The 18123-nt window shown below is 65.6% G+C and carries 19 protein-coding genes; 11 read left to right on the top strand and 8 right to left on the bottom strand.

Annotated features, from left to right (window positions below; translation table 11 throughout):
- The first annotated feature begins 28 nt into the window (after nt 1-28).
- From A5745_RS14480 to A5745_RS14470, 3 genes are all read left to right on the top strand, one after another.
- Nucleotides 29-709 (top strand): TetR family transcriptional regulator, encoded by a 681-nt coding sequence (locus tag A5745_RS14480; RefSeq protein ID WP_076062598.1) that lies wholly within the window; start codon nt 29-31, stop codon nt 707-709.
- Between the two features lie 169 nt (nt 710-878).
- Nucleotides 879-1427, top strand: a complete 549-nt coding sequence (locus A5745_RS14475) for an MmpS family transport accessory protein (protein ID WP_076062597.1) — start codon at nt 879-881, stop codon at nt 1425-1427.
- Nucleotides 1424-4348, top strand: coding sequence for an RND family transporter (locus A5745_RS14470; protein WP_076116813.1), 2925 nt, complete (start codon nt 1424-1426; stop codon nt 4346-4348). The genes A5745_RS14475 and A5745_RS14470 overlap by 4 nt, the downstream gene beginning before the upstream one ends.
- 1 nt (nt 4349) lies before the next feature.
- On the opposite strand, the gene A5745_RS14465 is transcribed toward A5745_RS14470, so the two are convergent.
- Nucleotides 4350-5189, bottom strand: a complete 840-nt coding sequence (locus tag A5745_RS14465; protein ID WP_076116811.1) for a PaaX family transcriptional regulator C-terminal domain-containing protein — start codon at nt 5187-5189, stop codon at nt 4350-4352.
- A 19-nt stretch (nt 5190-5208) separates the two neighbouring features.
- Here A5745_RS14465 and A5745_RS14460 point away from each other — a divergent pair, with 19 nt between their 5' ends.
- The gene (locus A5745_RS14460) at nt 5209-6381 is read left to right on the top strand and encodes an SRPBCC family protein (RefSeq protein WP_076116810.1); all 1173 of its coding nucleotides are present in this window, start codon (nt 5209-5211) and stop codon (nt 6379-6381) included.
- Nucleotides 6382-6391: 10 nt separating this feature from the next.
- Here the strand turns inward: A5745_RS14460 and A5745_RS14455 are convergent, their stop codons facing one another.
- From A5745_RS14455 to A5745_RS14445, 3 genes are all read right to left on the bottom strand, one after another.
- Nucleotides 6392-6844 (bottom strand): DUF5078 domain-containing protein, encoded by a 453-nt coding sequence (locus tag A5745_RS14455; RefSeq protein ID WP_076062590.1) that lies wholly within the window; start codon nt 6842-6844, stop codon nt 6392-6394.
- A gap of 65 nt (nt 6845-6909) precedes the next feature.
- On the bottom strand, nt 6910-7824 hold the full coding sequence (locus A5745_RS14450) for a crotonase/enoyl-CoA hydratase family protein (protein WP_076116808.1): 915 nt from the start codon (nt 7822-7824) through the stop codon (nt 6910-6912).
- A 52-nt stretch (nt 7825-7876) separates the two neighbouring features.
- Nucleotides 7877-8542 (bottom strand): class I SAM-dependent methyltransferase, encoded by a 666-nt coding sequence (locus A5745_RS14445; RefSeq protein ID WP_217695281.1) that lies wholly within the window; start codon nt 8540-8542, stop codon nt 7877-7879.
- Between the two features lie 69 nt (nt 8543-8611).
- Here A5745_RS14445 and A5745_RS14440 point away from each other — a divergent pair, with 69 nt between their 5' ends.
- Nucleotides 8612-9100 (top strand): MarR family winged helix-turn-helix transcriptional regulator, encoded by a 489-nt coding sequence (locus tag A5745_RS14440; protein ID WP_076062585.1) that lies wholly within the window; start codon nt 8612-8614, stop codon nt 9098-9100.
- Nucleotides 9101-9162: 62 nt separating this feature from the next.
- Here the strand turns inward: A5745_RS14440 and A5745_RS14435 are convergent, their stop codons facing one another.
- Both A5745_RS14435 and A5745_RS14430 read right to left on the bottom strand, forming a co-directional pair.
- Nucleotides 9163-9489 (bottom strand): hypothetical protein, encoded by a 327-nt coding sequence (locus A5745_RS14435; RefSeq protein ID WP_076116803.1) that lies wholly within the window; start codon nt 9487-9489, stop codon nt 9163-9165.
- Nucleotides 9486-11522: a prolyl oligopeptidase family protein gene (locus A5745_RS14430; protein ID WP_083662934.1), complete on the bottom strand. Its 2037-nt coding sequence runs from the start codon at nt 11520-11522 to the stop codon at nt 9486-9488. The genes A5745_RS14435 and A5745_RS14430 overlap by 4 nt, the downstream gene beginning before the upstream one ends.
- A gap of 69 nt (nt 11523-11591) precedes the next feature.
- Between A5745_RS14430 and adh the strand changes: the two genes are divergently transcribed.
- From adh to A5745_RS14400, 6 genes are read left to right on the top strand one after another with little or no spacing between them, the layout of a single operon-like run.
- Entirely contained in the window at nt 11592-13115 is a 1524-nt protein-coding gene (gene adh, locus A5745_RS14425; protein WP_076116799.1) for an aldehyde dehydrogenase, read from the top strand.
- The gene (locus A5745_RS14420; protein WP_076116797.1) at nt 13115-13588 is read left to right on the top strand and encodes a DUF779 domain-containing protein; all 474 of its coding nucleotides are present in this window, start codon (nt 13115-13117) and stop codon (nt 13586-13588) included. The genes adh and A5745_RS14420 overlap by 1 nt, the downstream gene beginning before the upstream one ends.
- Nucleotides 13585-13863: a putative holin gene (locus A5745_RS14415; protein ID WP_170874506.1), complete on the top strand. Its 279-nt coding sequence runs from the start codon at nt 13585-13587 to the stop codon at nt 13861-13863. The genes A5745_RS14420 and A5745_RS14415 overlap by 4 nt, the downstream gene beginning before the upstream one ends.
- 1 nt (nt 13864) lies before the next feature.
- Nucleotides 13865-14401, top strand: coding sequence for a hypothetical protein (locus tag A5745_RS14410; RefSeq protein ID WP_076116856.1), 537 nt, complete (start codon nt 13865-13867; stop codon nt 14399-14401).
- 18 nt (nt 14402-14419) lie between these two features.
- Nucleotides 14420-15814 carry a dihydrolipoyl dehydrogenase gene (gene lpdA / locus A5745_RS14405; protein WP_076116796.1) on the top strand — a complete coding sequence of 465 codons (1395 nt, stop codon included), beginning with the start codon at nt 14420-14422 and terminating at the stop codon, nt 15812-15814.
- Nucleotides 15815-15817: 3 nt separating this feature from the next.
- Entirely contained in the window at nt 15818-16099 is a 282-nt protein-coding gene (locus A5745_RS14400; RefSeq protein WP_076062575.1) for a hypothetical protein, read from the top strand.
- On the opposite strand, the gene A5745_RS14395 is transcribed toward A5745_RS14400, so the two are convergent.
- Nucleotides 16100-16663, bottom strand: a complete 564-nt coding sequence (locus A5745_RS14395) for a carboxymuconolactone decarboxylase family protein (RefSeq protein WP_076062574.1) — start codon at nt 16661-16663, stop codon at nt 16100-16102.
- Complete coding sequence (ramB, locus tag A5745_RS14390; RefSeq protein ID WP_076062572.1) at nt 16660-18075, bottom strand: acetate metabolism transcriptional regulator RamB; 1416 nt, start codon at nt 18073-18075, stop codon at nt 16660-16662. Before ramB ends, A5745_RS14395 begins: the two co-directional genes overlap by 4 nt.
- Nucleotides 18076-18123 lie beyond the last annotated feature (48 nt).

Below are 18123 nucleotides of genomic sequence, written 5' to 3'. Positions count from 1 at the left end.
ACGATGTGCGTTATACAAATCACACGATGTGCGTTATCCTCAGCCGATGGCGCAACTCACCTTCCAGCGCGCCCGCACCGAGGAGAACAAGCGTCAACGTGCGGCGGCCCTCGTCGAAGCCGCGCGCTCGCTGGCGATCGAGACCGGAGTCGCCTCAGTCACTTTGACCGCCGTCGCCAGCCGCGCCGGCATTCACTACTCCGCGGTGCGCCGCTACTTCACCTCGCACAAAGAGGTCCTGCTCCAGCTTGCCGCCGAAGGGTGGGCGCGCTGGTCGGGCACGGTGTGCGAGGAGTTGGGCAAGCCGGGGCCGAAGTCGCCGGCGCGGGTGGCCGAGACGCTGGCCAACGGGCTGGCGGCCGACCCGCTGTTTTGTGACCTGCTCTCCAACCTGCACCTGCACCTCGAGCACGAGGTGGAGATCGACAGGGTCGTCGAGATCAGGCGGAACATCGCCGCCGCCGCGGTCGCGCTGGCCGACGCCATCGAGGGTGCGCTGCCCGCGCTGGGTCGTTCGGGCGCCTTCGACGTCTTGATCGCCGCGTACTCGTTGGCCTCGGCGTTCTGGCACATCGCCAACCCCCCGGAGCGGCTCACCGACGCCTATGCCGAGGAGCCCGATGCCCTGCCGCCGGAGTGGAACATCGACTTCGCGTCCGCCCTTACCCGAGTGCTGACGGCCACCTGCATCGGCCTTGAATCGTCATGAACAGGAAGGGGGACGAAGGCGCTGTGGCCTGGCGAACTGCAACCGGTGAATACGGTCCCGAACTGTCCGAGCGCTCGGCGCCCCAGCGCCGCAGAGACGCGCGGGTCATCGCTAGGGTTAAATATAGGCCAACTAATATTTCGCCCGTGGTGAAGGACTTGAAGCGCCCATGACGACGACTGAGCCAAGGACCGAGCCGCTGATGAAGCAGGGCTCCGCCGGCAGCGAGGGCAACGAGGTCGCCCCACAGCGCGCCAAGAAAAAGGGGTTTTTTGGCCGTTTCTGGCTGGTGCTCACGATCGCGGCTGTGGTCGCGCTGTCGGGATTCGTCGTTTATCGGCTGCACGGCGTCTTCGGCGTTCACCGTGGTTCGTTCGGCGGCGGCACCTCCGGCGAGGTCCTCGACGAGTTCAACGCCAAGACGATCACGCTTCAGGTCTGGGGCCCACCCGGCAGCACGGCAACCATCAACTACCTCGACGAAAACTCCCATCCGCAGCAGGCCCTCAACGTGCCCTTGCCCTGGAGCAAGGTATTGAGTTCAACCAAGCCCGGCATCCCGGCAAACCTGGTGGCGCAAGGAGACGGCAGTTGGATCGCCTGCCAGTTCGTGGTGAACAAGCACGACGGGAGCGGTGACGTCATCAAGACTCCGAATCGCTCCGATCCCAACCAAACAGTGAACGCCTTCGTCTACTGCCTGGACAAGTCCGCATGAGCGAGCCGGGCGAGGCTCCGCCACGCGTCGATCAGCCGCTGATCCCGCCGTTCCTGCCGCGGATGATCCATCGGCTGGCGCTGCCGATCGTCCTGGTGTGGTTGGGCATCGTCTTCATCACCAACACCGTGGCCCCGCAGCTGGAGGTCGTCGCCAAAACCCACTCGGTGTCGATGAGTCCGACGGACGCGGCATCTTTTCAGTCGATGATGAAGGTCGGATCGACGTTCAAAGAGTTCAACTCCGACAACTCGGCCATGATCCTGCTGGAGGGCGACAAGCCACTCGGGCCCGAAGCGCACCGCTACTACGACGAGATCGTGAGGCGGGTCGAGCAAGACAAGAAACACGTTCAGCATGTCCAGGATTTCTGGAGCGATCCGCTGACGGCGGCGGGTTCCCAGAGCCACGATCAAAAGGCCGCGTACGTCCAGGTTTACCTCGCCGGCAACATGGGCGGCGGGGAGGCGACCGAGTCTGCCTTGGCCGTCCGCAAGATCGTGGACTCGGTGCCCGCGCCACCGGGAATCAAGGCCTACGTCACCGGGGCGGGCCCGCTGTTCGCCGACCAGTCCCACGCCGGCGAGAAGGGCGTCGCGAAGGTCACGCTCGTCACCTTCCTCGTCATCATTCTGATGCTGCTGTTCGTCTACCGCTCGTTCGTCACCATGCTGATCATGCTGGCGATGGTGTTCATCGAGCTGGCAGCCGCCCGCGGTGTCGTCGCGACGCTCGGCAACTACGGCGTCATGGGGCTATCCACCTTCGCCAACAACATGCTGGTGCTGATGGCGATCGCCGCCGGAACGGACTACGCGATCTTCGTGGTCGGCCGCTATCACGAGGCCCGTGGTCTGGGCGAGACGCGTGAACAAGCGTTCTACACCATGTTCCACAGCACCGCGCACGTCGTGCTCGGGTCGGGATTGACCATCGCCGGCGCGATGTATTGCCTGAGCTTCTGCCGGCTGCCGTACTTCCAGTCGCTGGGGGTGCCTTGTGCGGTCGGCATGCTGGTCGCGGTGCTCGCGGCGTTGACGCTGGCTCCGGCGATGCTGACGGTGGCGTCATTCTTCAAGCTCCTGGATCCGAAGCGGAAGCTGCAGACTCGGGGCTGGCGCCGTATCGGCACCGCGGTCGTCCGCTGGCCCGCACCGGTTCTCGCGGTGACGATCGGGGTCGCATTGGTTGGTCTGCTCGCCCTGCCCGGCTACAAGACGGACTACGACAACCGCCACTTCCTGCCGGCGGACACCCCGGCCAATGTCGGTTATGCCGCCGCGGACCGGCACTTCGACCAGGCTCGGCTTAATCCTGAGCTGTTGATGATCGAGACCGATCACGACCTGCGCAACCCGGCCGACTTCATCGTCCTGGACAAGGTCGCCAAGGCGGTCTTCCACATCCCCGGTATCGGCCGGGTGCAGACCATCACCCGGCCGTTGGGCACGCCGCTCGACCACAGCACCCTCGGTTTTCAGATGGGCGCACAAGCCGCAGGGCGGCTCCAGACCCAGCACTATCAGGAAGAGCAGGCGGCAAACCTGCTCAAGCAGGCGGACGAGCTGCGCAGGACGATGGCAACGCTGCATGAGCAGATGCAGGTCACCCAGGATCTGAGCAACACCACACACGAAACCACCAGGCTCACCAAAGAAACGGTGAAGATCACCGAGGCGTTGCGCGACGACATCGCCAACTTCGACGACTTCTTCCGGCCGCTCCGCAGCTTCTTCTACTGGGAGAAGCATTGCTACGACATCCCGATCTGCTGGGCACTCCGGTCGGTCTTCAACGCGCTCGACGGCATCGACCAGGTGGCGGAGAACATCGTGGAGCTCAGCGCGAACCTGGACAAGCTGGATCAGATCCAGCCGAAGCTGGTGGCGCTGATCCCGCCGCAGATCGAGAGTCAGCAGCGCAACCTCGACACCGTCATGTCCAACTACGCGATCACAAGCGGTCTCAACGACCAGGCGAAAGCGCAGGCCGACAACGCCACCGCGCAGGGCGATGCCTTCGACAAAGCGAAGAACGACGACACGTTCTACCTTCCGCCAGAGGCATTCAACAGCCCGGATTTCGCGCGAGGTCTCAAACAGTTCATCTCGCCGGATGGGCGCGCCGTCCGGTTGATCATCTCCCATGAGGGCGACCCGGCGAGTCCTGAAGGCATCCGCCACATCGAACCGATCAAGCAGGCCGTGCACGAGGCGATCAAGGGCACGCCCTGGGAGGGCGCCAAGGTCTACCTCGGCGGTACCGCCGCGACGTACAAGGACATGCACGACGGCTCCAACATCGACCTGCTGATCGCCGGAATTGCCGCAGCCACACTGATTTTCATCATCATGCTGGTGATCACCCGAAGCGCCGTGGCGGCCTTTGTGATCGTCGGTACGGTGTTGCTGTCACTAGGCGCCTCGTTCGGGCTCTCCGTGCTGCTGTGGCAGTACATCCTGGGCATGAAGTTGCACTGGATGGTCCTGGCGATGGCGATCATCCTGCTGCTGGCGGTCGGCTCGGACTACAACCTGCTGCTGATATCGCGGTTCAAGGAGGAAATCCACGCCGGGCTAAAGACGGGGACGATCCGCGCGATGGCCGGTTCGGGCTCGGTGGTGACCTCCGCCGGTCTGGTGTTCGCCGCGACCATGGCGACGTTCATGTTCAGCCCCCTGCTGGTGATGGCCCAGGTGGGTACGACGATCGCGCTGGGTCTGTTGTTCGACACCTTGATCGTGCGGTCGTTCATGACACCGTCGCTGGCCACCCTGCTCGGGCGCTGGTTCTGGTGGCCGCAGCACGTGCGACCACGGCCGGCCAGCACCATGCTGCGGCCATACGGACCGCGTCCCGCCGTGCGCGAGCTGATCGACGTCGAGGAGCGCCCGGTGGGCGGAGTGGTACAAGCGCGCTGACTTACGGCGCGCGCCGAAAGGCGTTGTGCATGCGGCGCTTGAACGCCTCGTCGAAATCCCGGTAGGTATCGCGCAGCCGATTGCCCGGCCAGTCGTCCGAGATGAAGTGCGTCGGCAGTAGCGGATCGAGTTGCAGGTGCCGAACGACGGCGATCGACAACGCGAATTGGAAGCGGAAGCTGGCACTGGTGTCGTCATGATGTAGCGCGGGGCCGTCGAGTTCGGCCCGCATGGCGCCGGCCAACCGTTTCGCCTCGCTGGCCCAATCGTCAAGGGAGAACAGCGATCTCACGGTGTCGTCGGCGATCGTCGAGGCGGCCTTGTGGAAGTGGACGCATTGGCGGTCCAGGACGCTGCGCATGGTCGGGAGTCGTTGCGGGTCAAGGTTATCCGGTCGCATCCACACGCCCTCGCGAAGTTCGGCCAGGTGCAGTGCGGTGGCGGCCTTACGCAGCTCGAGGCGTTCGGCCGGCGGGCGGCGCTCGGCCGAGACGACGGCCAGTTCCCACGTTCCGTCCCAGCCGCGTGTCGCCACGTCGGGGATGCGCGCGGCGTCGTCGACGCGTTCGCGTCGTTCCAGCAAGTGTCCCGCCAGCGCGTAGGTCCCGTCGTCGCTGGTGAGTTCCCCACTGGAGACCATGCGCCACAGGCACGTGCGTGCGGCGCCCCCGCTGATGCCGAATAGTGAGGCCACCGCGACGAGCTCGGCGGCGGTGAGTCGCGGTTGGTCGGCGCCCAGTAACGCGCTCGCCAGTACCGATCGCGCGCTGAGCGCGCGGTCTCCGACCGCAGCGGCGACCTCGGAACGGTTATCACGAAACGATTGACGCGTGACAGGCACAGTGTGATACTTCCAGACTATGAGCACTCCGACAAGATCTCCGGTAGCCCCGGACGTGGAGATCGTCCGGCGGATCCTTTCCCATATCGACGCGGGAACGACCGACGAGGGCGAGGTGTGGCGCGAGCCGGTCCGCAACTACGTGGATCCAAGCCGATTCGCCGAGGAGATGCGGGCGCTGCGCGCGTTCCCGAGCGTGTACCTGCCCTCGGTGGCCATCCCCAACGTCGGCGACCACGCCGAGCGCACCACTTTTGGGGTGCCACTGTTCGCCGTGCGCGGCCGCGATGGCCGGTCCCGGGTATTCCGCAACGCATGCCGGCACCGGGGAATGGCTCTCGTCGAGGGCCCGGGCTGCTCGCACGCGTTGGTATGTCGCTACCACGGCTGGACGTATCGGCTGGACGGCTCGCTATCACACGTTCCGCACGACGAGGCGTTCCCCGACCTGGACATGTCGGCCCGCGGCCTGGTCGAGGTGGAAAGCCGCGAGGTGGACGGCCTGATCGTCATCGACCCGCTCGATCCGCCGGCCACCGTGCGACGGCACGCCGACGATGCCATGGCGGCCCTTTCCGACGGCAGCCCATGGCGCGACAAACTGCTGCCGGCCGAGAGGCTGGTGTATGTGAATGCCACTGCGCGGCAGATGAATTGGAAGGTCCTCGTCGAACAGTTCCTGGAGGGCTATCACATCCGCTCGACGCACAAGGACACGTTTTTCCCGCTGCAGTACGACGATCTCACCGTCGTCGAATCGTTCGGCCCCAATACTCGAATCACGTTCCCGTACCGCAACATTGAGCGACTTCGCGATCGTCCCGAATCGGCGTGGAACATCGATGCCCGGGTGACCTACGTATATCACCTGTTCCCCAATGTGATGATTGCGACGTTCCCCGACCAGACGATATTGATCGTGATCGACCCGGTGGACGTCGCGAACTCAGTCGTCTCGCTCTACGCGATGGTCACTCCCGCGATTGCCCAGCAGCTGTCGAACGCGGGCGAGACCGAGCCGGGGGCGCGCAGCCTGCTCGATGCCGGTGCGTTAGAGGACAACGAGATGTCCGAGGGCGTGCAGCGCGGCCTGCACGCGGGGGCGAACGCGTTCCTGGAGTTCGGGCGCCACGAAAGCGCCATCGGCCGCTTTCACGCGACCCTCGATGAGCGGTTGGCCCGCTTCGGTTAGGCCCGAGCGGCTACGCCCAGTTCCACACCGACATGTCGCCGGGCGGGTACTGGTTGCAGATGTCGGTGGCCTTGGCGACGACGCCCTTGTTGTTGAAGAAGATCTTCATGTGGTTGGGCCACGCCACCCAGAGCGGATCGGAGACGGGCGCATAGAAGTTTTCGGAGTAGTTCCTGCGGTCCTCCGGCGACAGTGAGTAGAACCAGTGCGCCTTGTCGATCGTCGCCTGCTGGACGTTGGGGTGGTTGTTGAAGTCGATCATGTACCGCTGGTAGTACACCGGGCTGGTGTCCCTGGACGCCGCGAGGATCTGCTCGGCGTCGCAGGTGGTGTTGATCATCCGGCGCGGGATCGGGAAATCTTCGGTGGAATCGGCCGCCGCGGTCGTCGGGACCGCCGCAGCGGCGAAGCCCAGGGCGAGGAACATGGCGCCTGCACGCAGGCTGGAGCTGAGCCGAGACATAGAGGCTACGGTAGCACTTTCCGGGTGGCGAAGGACAGGCGGTAGCGAATTCGTAACCTATCTTACTAAGTACCGCTATCAGGGACGATGACGTGCGAGGGGTCCGGCCGAAGCTCCGGCGGGGCCTGACTGTAGTCGCCGAACGGGCCGTCGCGGCGCTCGACCGCGGCGCGCACACCTTGGGTTTCGGCGGTCCTGATGAAGTCGAGGGCGTCGGGAGTATTGCGCATCAGGCCGTCGAGAATGCCGCCCAGCACCTGGGTCGACGCCAGGCCCATGTTTTCGTAGGCCTGGTTGACGATCAGCTTCTGCGCCCGCAATTGGGACAGCGGGATCCGGGCCAGCTCGGCGGCGATCTCGGCCACGCGAGCCTCGAGGCGCTCGAACGGCACCGCCTCGTTGATCAGCTCGACCTCGGCGGCCTGGATACCGGTCAGGGGCCGACCGGTCAACGAGTGCCATTTGACCTTGGCCAGGCTCAGCCGATACAGCCACATGCCGGTCAGGTAGGCCCCCCACATCCGGCTGTACGGGGTTCCGATCACCGCGTCCTCGCTGGCGATCACGATGTCGGCGCACAGCGCGTAGTCGCTGGCCCCGCCCACACACCAGCCGTGCACCTGGGCGATGACCGGTTTGGACGCCCGCCAGATGGCCATGAATTTCTGCGTCGGCCCCGTCTCGCGGGCGGTCACCATCGCGAAATCCTTGCCCGGATCCCACTTGCCATCGGTCGTCATGCCTTCGCCCCAGTGCCGAAACCCGCCACCGAAGTCGTAGCCTCCGGAGAACGCGCGGCCGGCGCCGCGCAGCACGATGACCTTGACGTCGGGGTCGCGCTCGGCCAGCCCCACCGCCGCTTCGATCTCGTCGGGCATGGGCGGGACGATCGTGTTGAGCTGCTCCGGGCGGTTGAGCGTGATGGTGGCGATCGGGCCGGCGGCGTTGTAGATCAGCGTCTCGAAGTCGGGTGTCGACATGGCTCAAGCGAAGCGGCTTGATGGTGATGTGTCCAGCGGTCAGAACACTGCCTCACTTGCGGAGCAAGAGTTCGACGCCAATCTCCGCGTTCCGAACTTCCTTTTCCCGGAAAGCAACGTCGGTGAGCATCCGCTCAAACTGCGCTCTCGTATAAGCCCGTCTGAGCAGCATGAACCGAAACGCGGCGAGGGTCATCCAGCGTTCGACCGTGCCCAGGCCCACCGTGTCGAAGTGTCTTTTGATTTCGGACATTGGCACGTCCTTGCGCAAGTCGACGACCAGCGCCATGCCGCCAGGGCGCAACACGCGGTACATCTCCTGCAGTGCATAGTGCGGCTCGGAGAAATTCTTGAACGCCGCACTACAGGTCAAAAGATCGAAGCTCTCGTCCGAGAACGGCATCGCCGAGGCGTTGCCGTGCCGAAAGTCGACCTCGACGCCCGCCTCGGCGGCATTTTTACGCGCCAGCTCCACCATCGTCCGGCTGATGTCGAGCCCGGTCACGCGATAAGCGCCGCCCTTTGCCATTTCGACCGCGAAGTAGCCGGGGCCCGGCGCCACTTCCAGCATGTCGCCGCCTTGCGGCAGCAGCTCGCGCACACGCGCAGCCAGCGCTCGGAAGCGCTCCATGTCCTTGCGGGTGCTCTTGTCATACCAGCGGGCGATGGCGCCCTCCATCCCCATTCCCCGGTACCCTTTGGTCGTCACGGCCGCCACGCGAAGCACTCCTTTGCGGGAATGTATCTTAGTAAATAAGATAGTTAGAGAGTAGGCGAACTGAAGCCGATGTCAAGCTCAAACCGCGCCGCGTTGCACGAGACCGTGATCCGCTGCCTCCGGCAGTTCATCGCCGGAAGCATCCTCAACAACCAGCAGATCGCCGACAGGTTGGGCTTGCGCCTCACCGATATGCAGTGCATCAACGTGCTCGACTTGCTCGGTCCGTCGACCCCTGGCGAGCTGGCCCGCTGCACCGGACTTACCACGGGCGGCGTCACCGTGATGCTCGACCGACTGGAGAAAGGCGGCTATGTCAAGCGGCAGCCAAACCCGCGCGACCGCCGCAGCATTCTGGTGCGTTTGAATCCGGCGAAGTTAAAGAAAATCCGGGCCGTCTATGCGGAGATCGAGCGGCAAATGGAGACCCTCCTGCATGGAATGCCAGAACCCGAACTGCGCTCAGTCGTGAAGCTGTTCTCAAAAATGAACGAGTTTCCGATGGAACGCCCTCGCGTGACTGTCGCGCACAACAGAGTTGAAGCGGCCGGTTCTTGACCGTAGTGGTTGGCGTGATGGCGTCGAATTCCCATCGCCAATAGTCACCCAGGGGATGTGGGCTAGCGCTCCTCATCGGGTGGGTCGGGCTCGCGGTTTTCCGGATTCCACGCGTAGATCCGGTCGCCGAGTTTCAGATAAGGCGATGCCAGGTAGGCCGATCCCACCACGATGGCCGAGAAGATCAGCGTCGTCATGACGGCGTTCGGCCACAGCTTGCCCGTCCCGAAGGCGAAGAAGAGGATGCCGAGAGCCGAGGTTCCCCAGTAGAAGTAACGGGCCTTGCGGCGCCCGGCGATGAAGCGAAAACGAATCTGCGCCCAGCCGGCGGCGATCAGGATCAGCCCGGCAAAGACCAACCCGACCTCGATGACATCGAGGATCTTCATGCCTTGCCTCCCAGGGTCCGCCAGAGGAACGAATAGCTCAGCGCCGACTTGAACGCGATCTGCTCGTTGTCGGCAGCGCCGGCGTGCCCGCCCTCGATGTTCTCGTAATACCAGGCCCGGTGGCCCGCGTCCTGCAACGCCGCCGCCATCTTGCGGGCATGGCCCGGGTGCACCCGGTCGTCGCGGGTGGACGTGGTGAACAGCACCGGCGGATATGGCCGTGTCGAGATGTTCTGGTACGGCGAATATTTGGAGATGAACTCCCAGTCGTCGGGATTGTCCGGGTCGCCGTACTCGGCCACCCAGGACGCGCCCGCGAGCAACAGGTGGTAGCGCCGCATGTCCAGCAGCGGCACGTCGCAGACCAGCGCGCCGAACTTCTCCGGGTATTGGGTGAGCATGATGCCCATCAGCAGGCCGCCGTTGCTGCCGCCGCGCGCGCCGAGCTGCTCGACGGTCGTGATGCCGCGGCGCACCAGATCGGTTGCCACCGCGGCGAAATCCTCGGCCACCTTGTGCCGGCCCTCGCGCATCGCCTGGGTGTGCCACCCGGGCCCGTACTCGCCGCCGCCGCGGATGTTGGCCATCACGAAGGTCCCGCCGCGGGCAAGCCAGAGCCGGCCCAGCACGCCGTCGTAGCCGGGGGTTCGGGCGACTTCGAATCCGCCGTAGCCGCTCAGCAGGGTGGGGCCCGGGCCGTCCGCTTTGCGGGGCCGCACCACGAAGTACGGGATCGACGTGCCGTCGTCGGAGGTCGCGAAATGCTGTGCCACGGACAAGTTTTCGGCGTCGAAGAACGCCGGTGCGGATTTTATCGGGTCCGGCTGCCCGTCGCCGGCGCCGCGCAGCAGCCGCGAGGGCGTGACGAATCCGCTGGAGTCCAGAAAGAACTCGTCGCCGGTGTCATCGGCGGTGACGACGACGGTGTTGGTGGCGGCCGGGATGCCCGGCACCGGCTCGCGCCGCCACGTGCCCGGCGTGGCGATCTCCACGCGGCTGGCCACGTCGGCCAGCGTGACGATCAGCAGGCGGTCCTTGGTCCACGCGTAGTGGTTGAGCGCGGTGTGGTCGTCGGGCTCGAACACCACCCGCAATTCGGCTGTGCCGGCAAGGAATTCGTCATAGTCGGCCGCGAGCAGCGAACCCGCGGGGTACACCGTGTCGCGGAAGTACCAGTCGGTGCGCAGCTCGATCAATATCCACTCGCGGTGGATCGACACGCTGGCGTCGGTGGGCGCGTCGATGCGAATCAGCTCGGCGCCCCGCAGTTCGTAGACCTCGTCGTTCCAGAAGTCGAGTGCGCGAAGCAACAGGGTGCGTTCGAAGCCCGGTGTGCGGTCCACCGAGGCGAACACGCGGACGTCGGAAGACGTGCCCTCGAACACGGTCTGCGCGTCGACCAAGGGCGTGCCGCGCCGCCACCGCTTGATCACGCGGGGATAGCCCGATTCGGTGAGCGAGCCGGCGCCGAAATCGGTGCCCACCAGCACGGTGTCCGGGTCGGCCCAGGCGACCTGCGACTTGGCCTCGGGCAGCTCGAACCCGCCGGCGACGAATTCCCTTGTCGCCATGTCGAATTCGCGTACGATGGACGCGTCCGAGCCGCCCCGCGACAGGGCGATCAGGGCGCGGGTGTGGTCGGGTTCGATGACGCCGGCGCCGGCCCACACCCATTTCTCGTCGTCCGCGCGACCCAGCTCGTCGACGTCGATCAGCACGTCCCACTCGGGGGAGTCGGTGCGGTAACTGTCCAGGGTGGTGCGTCGCCACAGCCCGCGCGGATTGGCGGCGTCGCGCCAGAAGTTATAGAGGTACTCGCCGCGGCGGACGACATACGGGATTCGGGTGTCGGTGTCGAGCACCTCGAGTGCCTCGGTGCGCATCTGCGCGAACCGCGCATCGCAGAATTCGGCGAGCGTCGGCTCGTTGCGCGCCCGGACCCAATCCAGCGCCTCCTCGCCGGTGACGTCCTCGAGCCACAGGTACGGGTCCTCGGCCAAGTGGTCGGGGGTATCGACAGCCTCTGAAGTCATGGAAGCCATTGTGACCCCGGCGGTAGTGTGAGCTGTATCGCAGGAGGACAGAACGAGGAGTGAGAGCAGATGACTGTTTTCGCACGTCCAGGTGCCGCCGGGGCATTGATGTCGTATGAATCCCGGTACGAGAACTTCATCGGGGGCCAGTGGGTCGCGCCGACGGGCGGCCGCTATTTCGAGAACCCGACGCCGGTGACCGGTCAGACGTTCTGTGAGATCGCCAGGTCGGACGAGTCCGATGTGGAAAAGGCGCTCGACGCCGCGCACGCGGCCGCACCCGCCTGGGGCAAGACCGCGCCCGCCGAGCGCGCGTCAATCCTGAACAAGATCGCCGACCGCATCGAGGAAAACAAGGCCGCGCTGGCGGTGGCCGAGGTGTGGGACAACGGGAAACCGATCCGGGAGGCGCTGGCCGCCGACATCCCACTGGCCGCCGATCACTTCCGGTATTTCGCGGCGGCGATCCGCGCGCAGGAGGGCTCGCTGTCCCAGATCGACGAGGACACCGTCGCCTACCACTTTCACGAACCGCTGGGCGTGGTCGGCCAGATCATTCCCTGGAACTTCCCGATCCTGATGGCGAGCTGGAAGCTGGCGCCCGCACTGGCGGCCGGCAATGCCGCGGTGCTCAAGCCCGCCGAGCAGACCCCGGCGTCGGTGCTCTATCTCATGTCGCTGATCGGCGACCTGCTGCCGCCCGGGGTGGTCAACGTGGTCAACGGATTCGGCGCGGAGGCCGGCAAGCCACTTGCGTCGAGCAACCGCATCGCCAAGGTCGCCTTCACCGGGGAGACCACCACCGGGCGACTGATCATGCAGTACGCGTCGCAGAACCTGATCCCGGTCACGCTGGAACTCGGCGGCAAGAGCCCCAACATCTTCTTCTCCGACGTGATGGCCGCGCACGACGATTTCCAGGACAAGGCGTTGGAGGGCTTCACCATGTTCGCCCTCAACCAGGGCGAGGTGTGCACCTGCCCGTCGCGCAGCCTGATCCAGGCCGACATCTACGACGAGTTCCTGGAGCTGGCGGCCATCCGCACCAAGGCGGTCCGGCAGGGCGACCCGCTGGACTCCGAGACCATGCTGGGCTCGCAGGCCTCCAACGACCAATTGGAAAAGGTGTTGTCCTACATCGAGATCGGCAAGGACGAGGGCGCCAAGATCATCACCGGCGGAGAGCGCGCCGAGCTGGGTGGCGACCTGTCCGGCGGCTTCTACATGCAGCCGACGATCTTCGGCGGCAACAACAAGATGCGGGTCTTCCAGGAGGAGATCTTCGGACCGGTGGTGGCGGTGACGTCGTTCAAGGACTACGACGACGCTCTTGCCATCGCCAACGACACCCTCTACGGGCTGGGCGCGGGCGTCTGGAGCCGCGACGGCAACACCGCCTACCGCGCCGGCCGCGACATCCAGGCCGGCCGGGTGTGGGTCAACTGCTATCACGTGTACCCGGCGCACGCGGCGTTCGGTGGTTACAAGCAGTCCGGCATCGGCCGGGAAAACCACAAGATGATGCTCGACCACTACCAGCAGACCAAGAACCTGATGGTGTCCTATTCGCAGAAGGCCCAAGGATTCTTCTGATGATCCCCGGGGTGGTGATCACCGCGGATGCTGCCAAGCTCCTTGGGCAGCTACAGGACCGGCACGGTCCGGTGATGTTCCACCAATCCGGCGGCTGCTGCGACGGGTCGTCGCCGATGTGCTATCCGATCGGCGACTTCATCGTCGGCGATCGCGACGTCTTGCTCGGCGTGCTCGATGTCGGAGACGGGGTGCCGGTGTGGATTTCGGGTCCGCAGTACCAGACCTGGAAGCACACGCAGCTGGTCATCGACGTGGTGCCCGGCCGCGGCGGCGGGTTCAGCCTGGAAGCGCCCGAGGGGATGCGATTCCTGTCGCGCGGCCGGGTGTTCACCGACGACGAGCAGGCGTCGTTGGCCACGGTCATCACCGGCGCCGACTACGAGCGCGGTGAACGGCCTGCGACACGCGGTCCGGTGGTGGCCGACGCGGCATTGGGGACCTGCCCAACCGCAGTACAGTCGAGAAAGTGATTCCCCTTCCGCGTCCGTGGCTGCTGGCCAGTGCCATGCTGATCGGTTGTGCGGTCGGGTTATTGGCGGCCGTGGCGTTCACCGTCGTGGACCATCCGAGGGTCCGCCCGGACATCGCGATCGCACTCGTGGTGGGCGTTCCCAGTGTGATCGGACTGCTGACGATCGTGCTGTCGGGGCGGCGCTGGGTCACGATGGTCGGCGCGTTCATCCTCGCGGTGGCGCCGGGCTGGTTCGGCGCGCTCGTCGCTCTGCGGGTGGTGGCGGGTGCCTGACTTGCCTGATGAGGACCGGGAGTCCCACCCGCGGACCGAGGCGTTCGTGCCGGACTTCTCCGACGACACTGGCTCACAGCCCGTTCCCGTCGTCGCCGAGCCGGAAACGCCGGCGCCGGAGACGGCCCCGGAGACGGCCCCGGACGAGGACACCGAGCGGGACGGCGTGACCGAAGCCGGCGGTGCGCCGGTGCAGCCGGTCGCCGTTCCCGGCCGCTACCACTACCTGAAGTGGTGGCAGCTGGTTCTGGTGCTCCTCGGCGTGTGGGCCGTGGCGGCGGTCGTCGGGCTTGGGCTGTTCTATTGGTGGTACCACACCATCGACAAGGCGCCCGCTGTGTTCGCGGTGCTGGTCTACGTCGTCGCCTGCGTGGTGGGTGGCGTGATGCTGGCGATGCACGGCAGGCCGCTGATCTCGGCGCTGTCGATCGCGGTGATGTCCGGGCCGCTTGCCGCCGTCGCCGCCGCCGCGCCGCTCTACGGCTATTACTACTGCGAGCGGGTGGGCCACTGCCTGATCGGCGTCATCCCGTACTAGGCCACTAGGGTAGGGGCCGTGACTCACTATGACGTCGTCGTCCTCGGGGCCGGTCCCGGCGGATATGTCGCGGCCATTCGCGCCGCACAGCTGGGCCTGAACACCGCGGTGGTCGAGCCGAAGTACTGGGGCGGAGTCTGCCTGAACGTCGGCTGCATCCCGTCCAAGGCGCTGCTGCGCAACGCCGAGCTCGCCCACATCTTCACCAAAGAGGCCAAGACCTTCGGCATCAGCGGTGAGGCGACCTTCGATTACGGGATCGCCTTCGACCGAAGCCGCAAAGTGGCCGAGGGCCGCGTCGCCGGCGTGCACTTCCTGATGAAGAAGAACAAGATCACCGAGATTCACGGGTACGGCAGATTCACCGACGCCAACACGCTGTCCGTTGAGCTCAATGACGGTGGCACGGAAACCGTCACGTTCGACAACGTCATCATCGCCACCGGCAGCAGCACCCGGCTGGTGCCCGGCACGTCGCTGTCGGAAAACGTGGTCACCTACGAGGAACTGATCCTGTCCCGGGAGCTGCCGGAGTCGATCATCATCGCCGGGGCCGGCGCGATCGGCATGGAGTTCGGCTACGTGCTGAAGAACTACGGCGTCGACGTCACGATCGTCGAGTTCCTGCCGCGCGCGCTGCCCAACGAGGACGCCGAGGTATCCAAGGAGATCGAAAAACAGTTCAAGAAGCTGGGCGTCAAGGTGTTGACCGGAACCAAGGTCGAGGCCATCTCCGACGACGGGTCGGTGGTCAGGGTGACGGTCAGCAAGGACGGTCGCAGCGAGGAGCTCAAGGCCGAAAAGGTGTTGCAGGCCATCGGTTTTGCGCCCAATGTCGAGGGCTACGGGCTGGAGGCGGCCGGGGTCGCTCTCACCGACCGCAAGGCGATCGGCATCAGCGACTACATGCGCACCAATCTGCCGCACATCTACGCCATCGGCGACGTCACCGGACTGTTGATGCTCGCGCACGTCGCCGAGGCCCAGGGTGTGGTGGCGGCCGAGACCATCGGCGGCGCAGAGACTTTGGCGCTCGGCGATTATCGGATGCTGCCGCGCGCGACGTTCTGCCAACCCAACGTCGCCAGTTTCGGTCTCACCGAGCAGCAGGCCCGCGACGAGGGCTACGACGTCGTGGTCGCCAAGTTCCCGTTCACCGCTAACGCCAAGGCGCACGGCGTGGGCGACCCCAGCGGCTTCGTCAAGCTGGTCGCCAACGCGAAGTACGGCGAGCTGCTCGGCGGGCACCTGGTCGGCCACGACGTGTCCGAGCTGCTGCCCGAGCTCACCCTGGCGCAGAAGTGGGATCTGACCGCGACTGAGCTGGCCCGCAACGTGCACACCCATCCGACCATGTCCGAGGCGCTGCAGGAGTGCTTCCACGGCCTGACCGGCCACATGATCAACTTCTGATCGATGAACACCAGCAAGACCAGCGAGAGGATCGTCGGCGCCATCGGCGGTGTGGCGATCGGCTATGTGCTGTGGCTGGTGGCCATTTCGACCGGGGACAATGCGACGGCGGGCCAGTGGGGTCCGCTCGTGTTGCTGCTGTCGGTGGTGCTGGGAATCTGCGCCGCGGTGTGCGGGTGGTGGCTGCGCCGGCGCGGTAACCAGCTGTGGGCGGCGTTTGCCTTCGGCCTGCCGATACTTCCGGTGGTGCTGACGCTGGCCGTATTGGCCGACGTCTACCTCTAGCTACCGCGGGTTGTCCAGCGGGATGTCGAGCGCGGACATCGTCGCCGCGAGGCCGTCGTATTGGCTTGCGAGCAAGCAGAATTCGATCAGCTGCCGCCGATCCAGGTGACTCGCCAGCCACTGCCAGGTCGCGTCGGTGATCGTCCGGTCTTTGACGAACTCATCGGTCGCCGTCAGCAGCGCCTGTTGCCGGTCGGTCAGCCCGGATCCGTTCGGCGCGTCGGGCCAGGCGAAAATCGTGGCCTGCATGTCCGCGTCCAGACCCGCCCTGCGGGCCATCCGGCGATGGTGCTGCAGCTCGTACTCGCACGAGCGCAGGTGCGCGACCCGCAGGATCACCAGCTCGGTGTCGACCGGCCGCAGCCGCCCGCGCAACAGCCGGCCTCCGTAAAAGGCCCAGGCCCAGAACAGCAATCGGCGCTGACCCAAAGTGGTGAACAGGTGGAACTCGGGTGCTTTCACCGTGCGCGCGCCCAGCTTCGCGATCACCCAGTTGATCGGTCCGAGTTCGCGGAATCCGCCCGACGGGATGCGGCCGACGGGACCTGCCGGGAGCCCGCTCACGCTTGCTTCACCAAATACGGGGACACCGTGCTGCGGTGCTCGTCGAGATCGAGTGCGCGCCCCAGCGCGGGGAACGCCCGCTGCGGACAGTTGTCGCGTTCGCAGACACGGCAACCCGCGCCGATGGGCGTGGCGATATCCCCCGACAAGTCGAGTCCTTCCGAGTAGACGAGCCGGTGGGCGTGCCGAAGTTCGCAGCCCAGCCCGATCGCGAAGGTTTTACCCGGCTGACCATACCGCGCGGCGCGGCGCTCCACGGTGCGGGCCACCCACATGTAATTGCGGCCGTCGGGCATCTGGGCGATCTGCACCAGGATCTTGCCCGGGTTGGCGAACGTTTCGTAGACGTTCCACAACGGGCAGGTTCCGCCGCTCGAAGAGAAGTGAAAACCGGTGGCGGACTGACGTTTTGACATGTTGCCGGCGCGGTCGACCCGGATGAACGAGAACGGAACGCCGCGCATCGACGGCCGCTGCAGCGTCGACAGCCGGTGCGCGATGGTCTCATAGCTCACCGAGTAGAACGCCGACAGCCGCTCGACGTCGTAGCGGAAATTCTCTGCGACGTCGTGGAATTGGCGATAGGGCAGCACCGCGGCCGCCGCGAAGTAGTTGGCCAACCCCAGCCGGGCCAGCGTGTGCGACTCGTCGCTGGTGAACTTGCCGTCGGTGACCATGCTGTCGATCAGGTCACCGAATTCGAGGTAGGCCAATTCGGCGGCCATCTTGAACACCTGCTGACCCAGCGAGAGGTGATTGCTGATTTCCAGCGTCTTGGTCTCGGGGTCGTAGCGGTGCAGCACGGTGTCGCCGAGATCGATGCGCCGGTTGATGTGCACACCGTGCACCTCGGTGAGCCGCCGGGTCAGCTCGCGGGCCAGGTCGCCGTGATGCAACCGCATCTGGGTGGTGAGGTCCTCGGCGGCGGTGTCCAGCTCGTGCAGGTAGTTCTGGCGCTGGTAGAAGTAGTCGCGCACCTCTTCGTGGGGCATCGTGATCGACCCGGTGCCACTGCCGTCGAAGAACCGCTCCTCGGTGGCGGCGGCCAGCTGTGCGGTGGTGATCCGGTAGCGCCGGTGCAGGTTCACCACCGCGCGCGCCAGGGCGGGATGGGCGCCGACCATCTCGGCGACCTCGGGCGGTTCGACGTCGATGCCCAGGTCGCGATCCATCGTCACCTCGCGCAGCTCGGCGACCAGCCGGGTGTCGTCATGCGGGGCGAAGAAGGTCGCGTCCACGCCGAACACCTCGGTGATCCGCAGCAGCACCGCCACCGTCAGCGGCCGAACGTCGTGCTCGATCTGGTTGAGGTAGCTGGGCGAGATCTCCAGCATCTGGGCCAGCGCGGCCTGACTGAATCCGCGCTCGCTGCGCAACTGGCGAACGCGCGAGCCGACGAATGTTTTGGACACCTCACAGAGCCTACCCGGCACTGTGAAGATGCGGTTTGCAGAGTTGGC

Origin of the sequence: Mycobacterium sp. IS-2888 (genome assembly GCF_001954215.1) — a bacterium.
In the GTDB taxonomy this organism is placed as follows: domain Bacteria; phylum Actinomycetota; class Actinomycetes; order Mycobacteriales; family Mycobacteriaceae; genus Mycobacterium.
The sequence above is the reverse complement of the archived record's forward strand: the minus strand, read 5'-3'. Positions and strand labels throughout refer to the sequence as shown.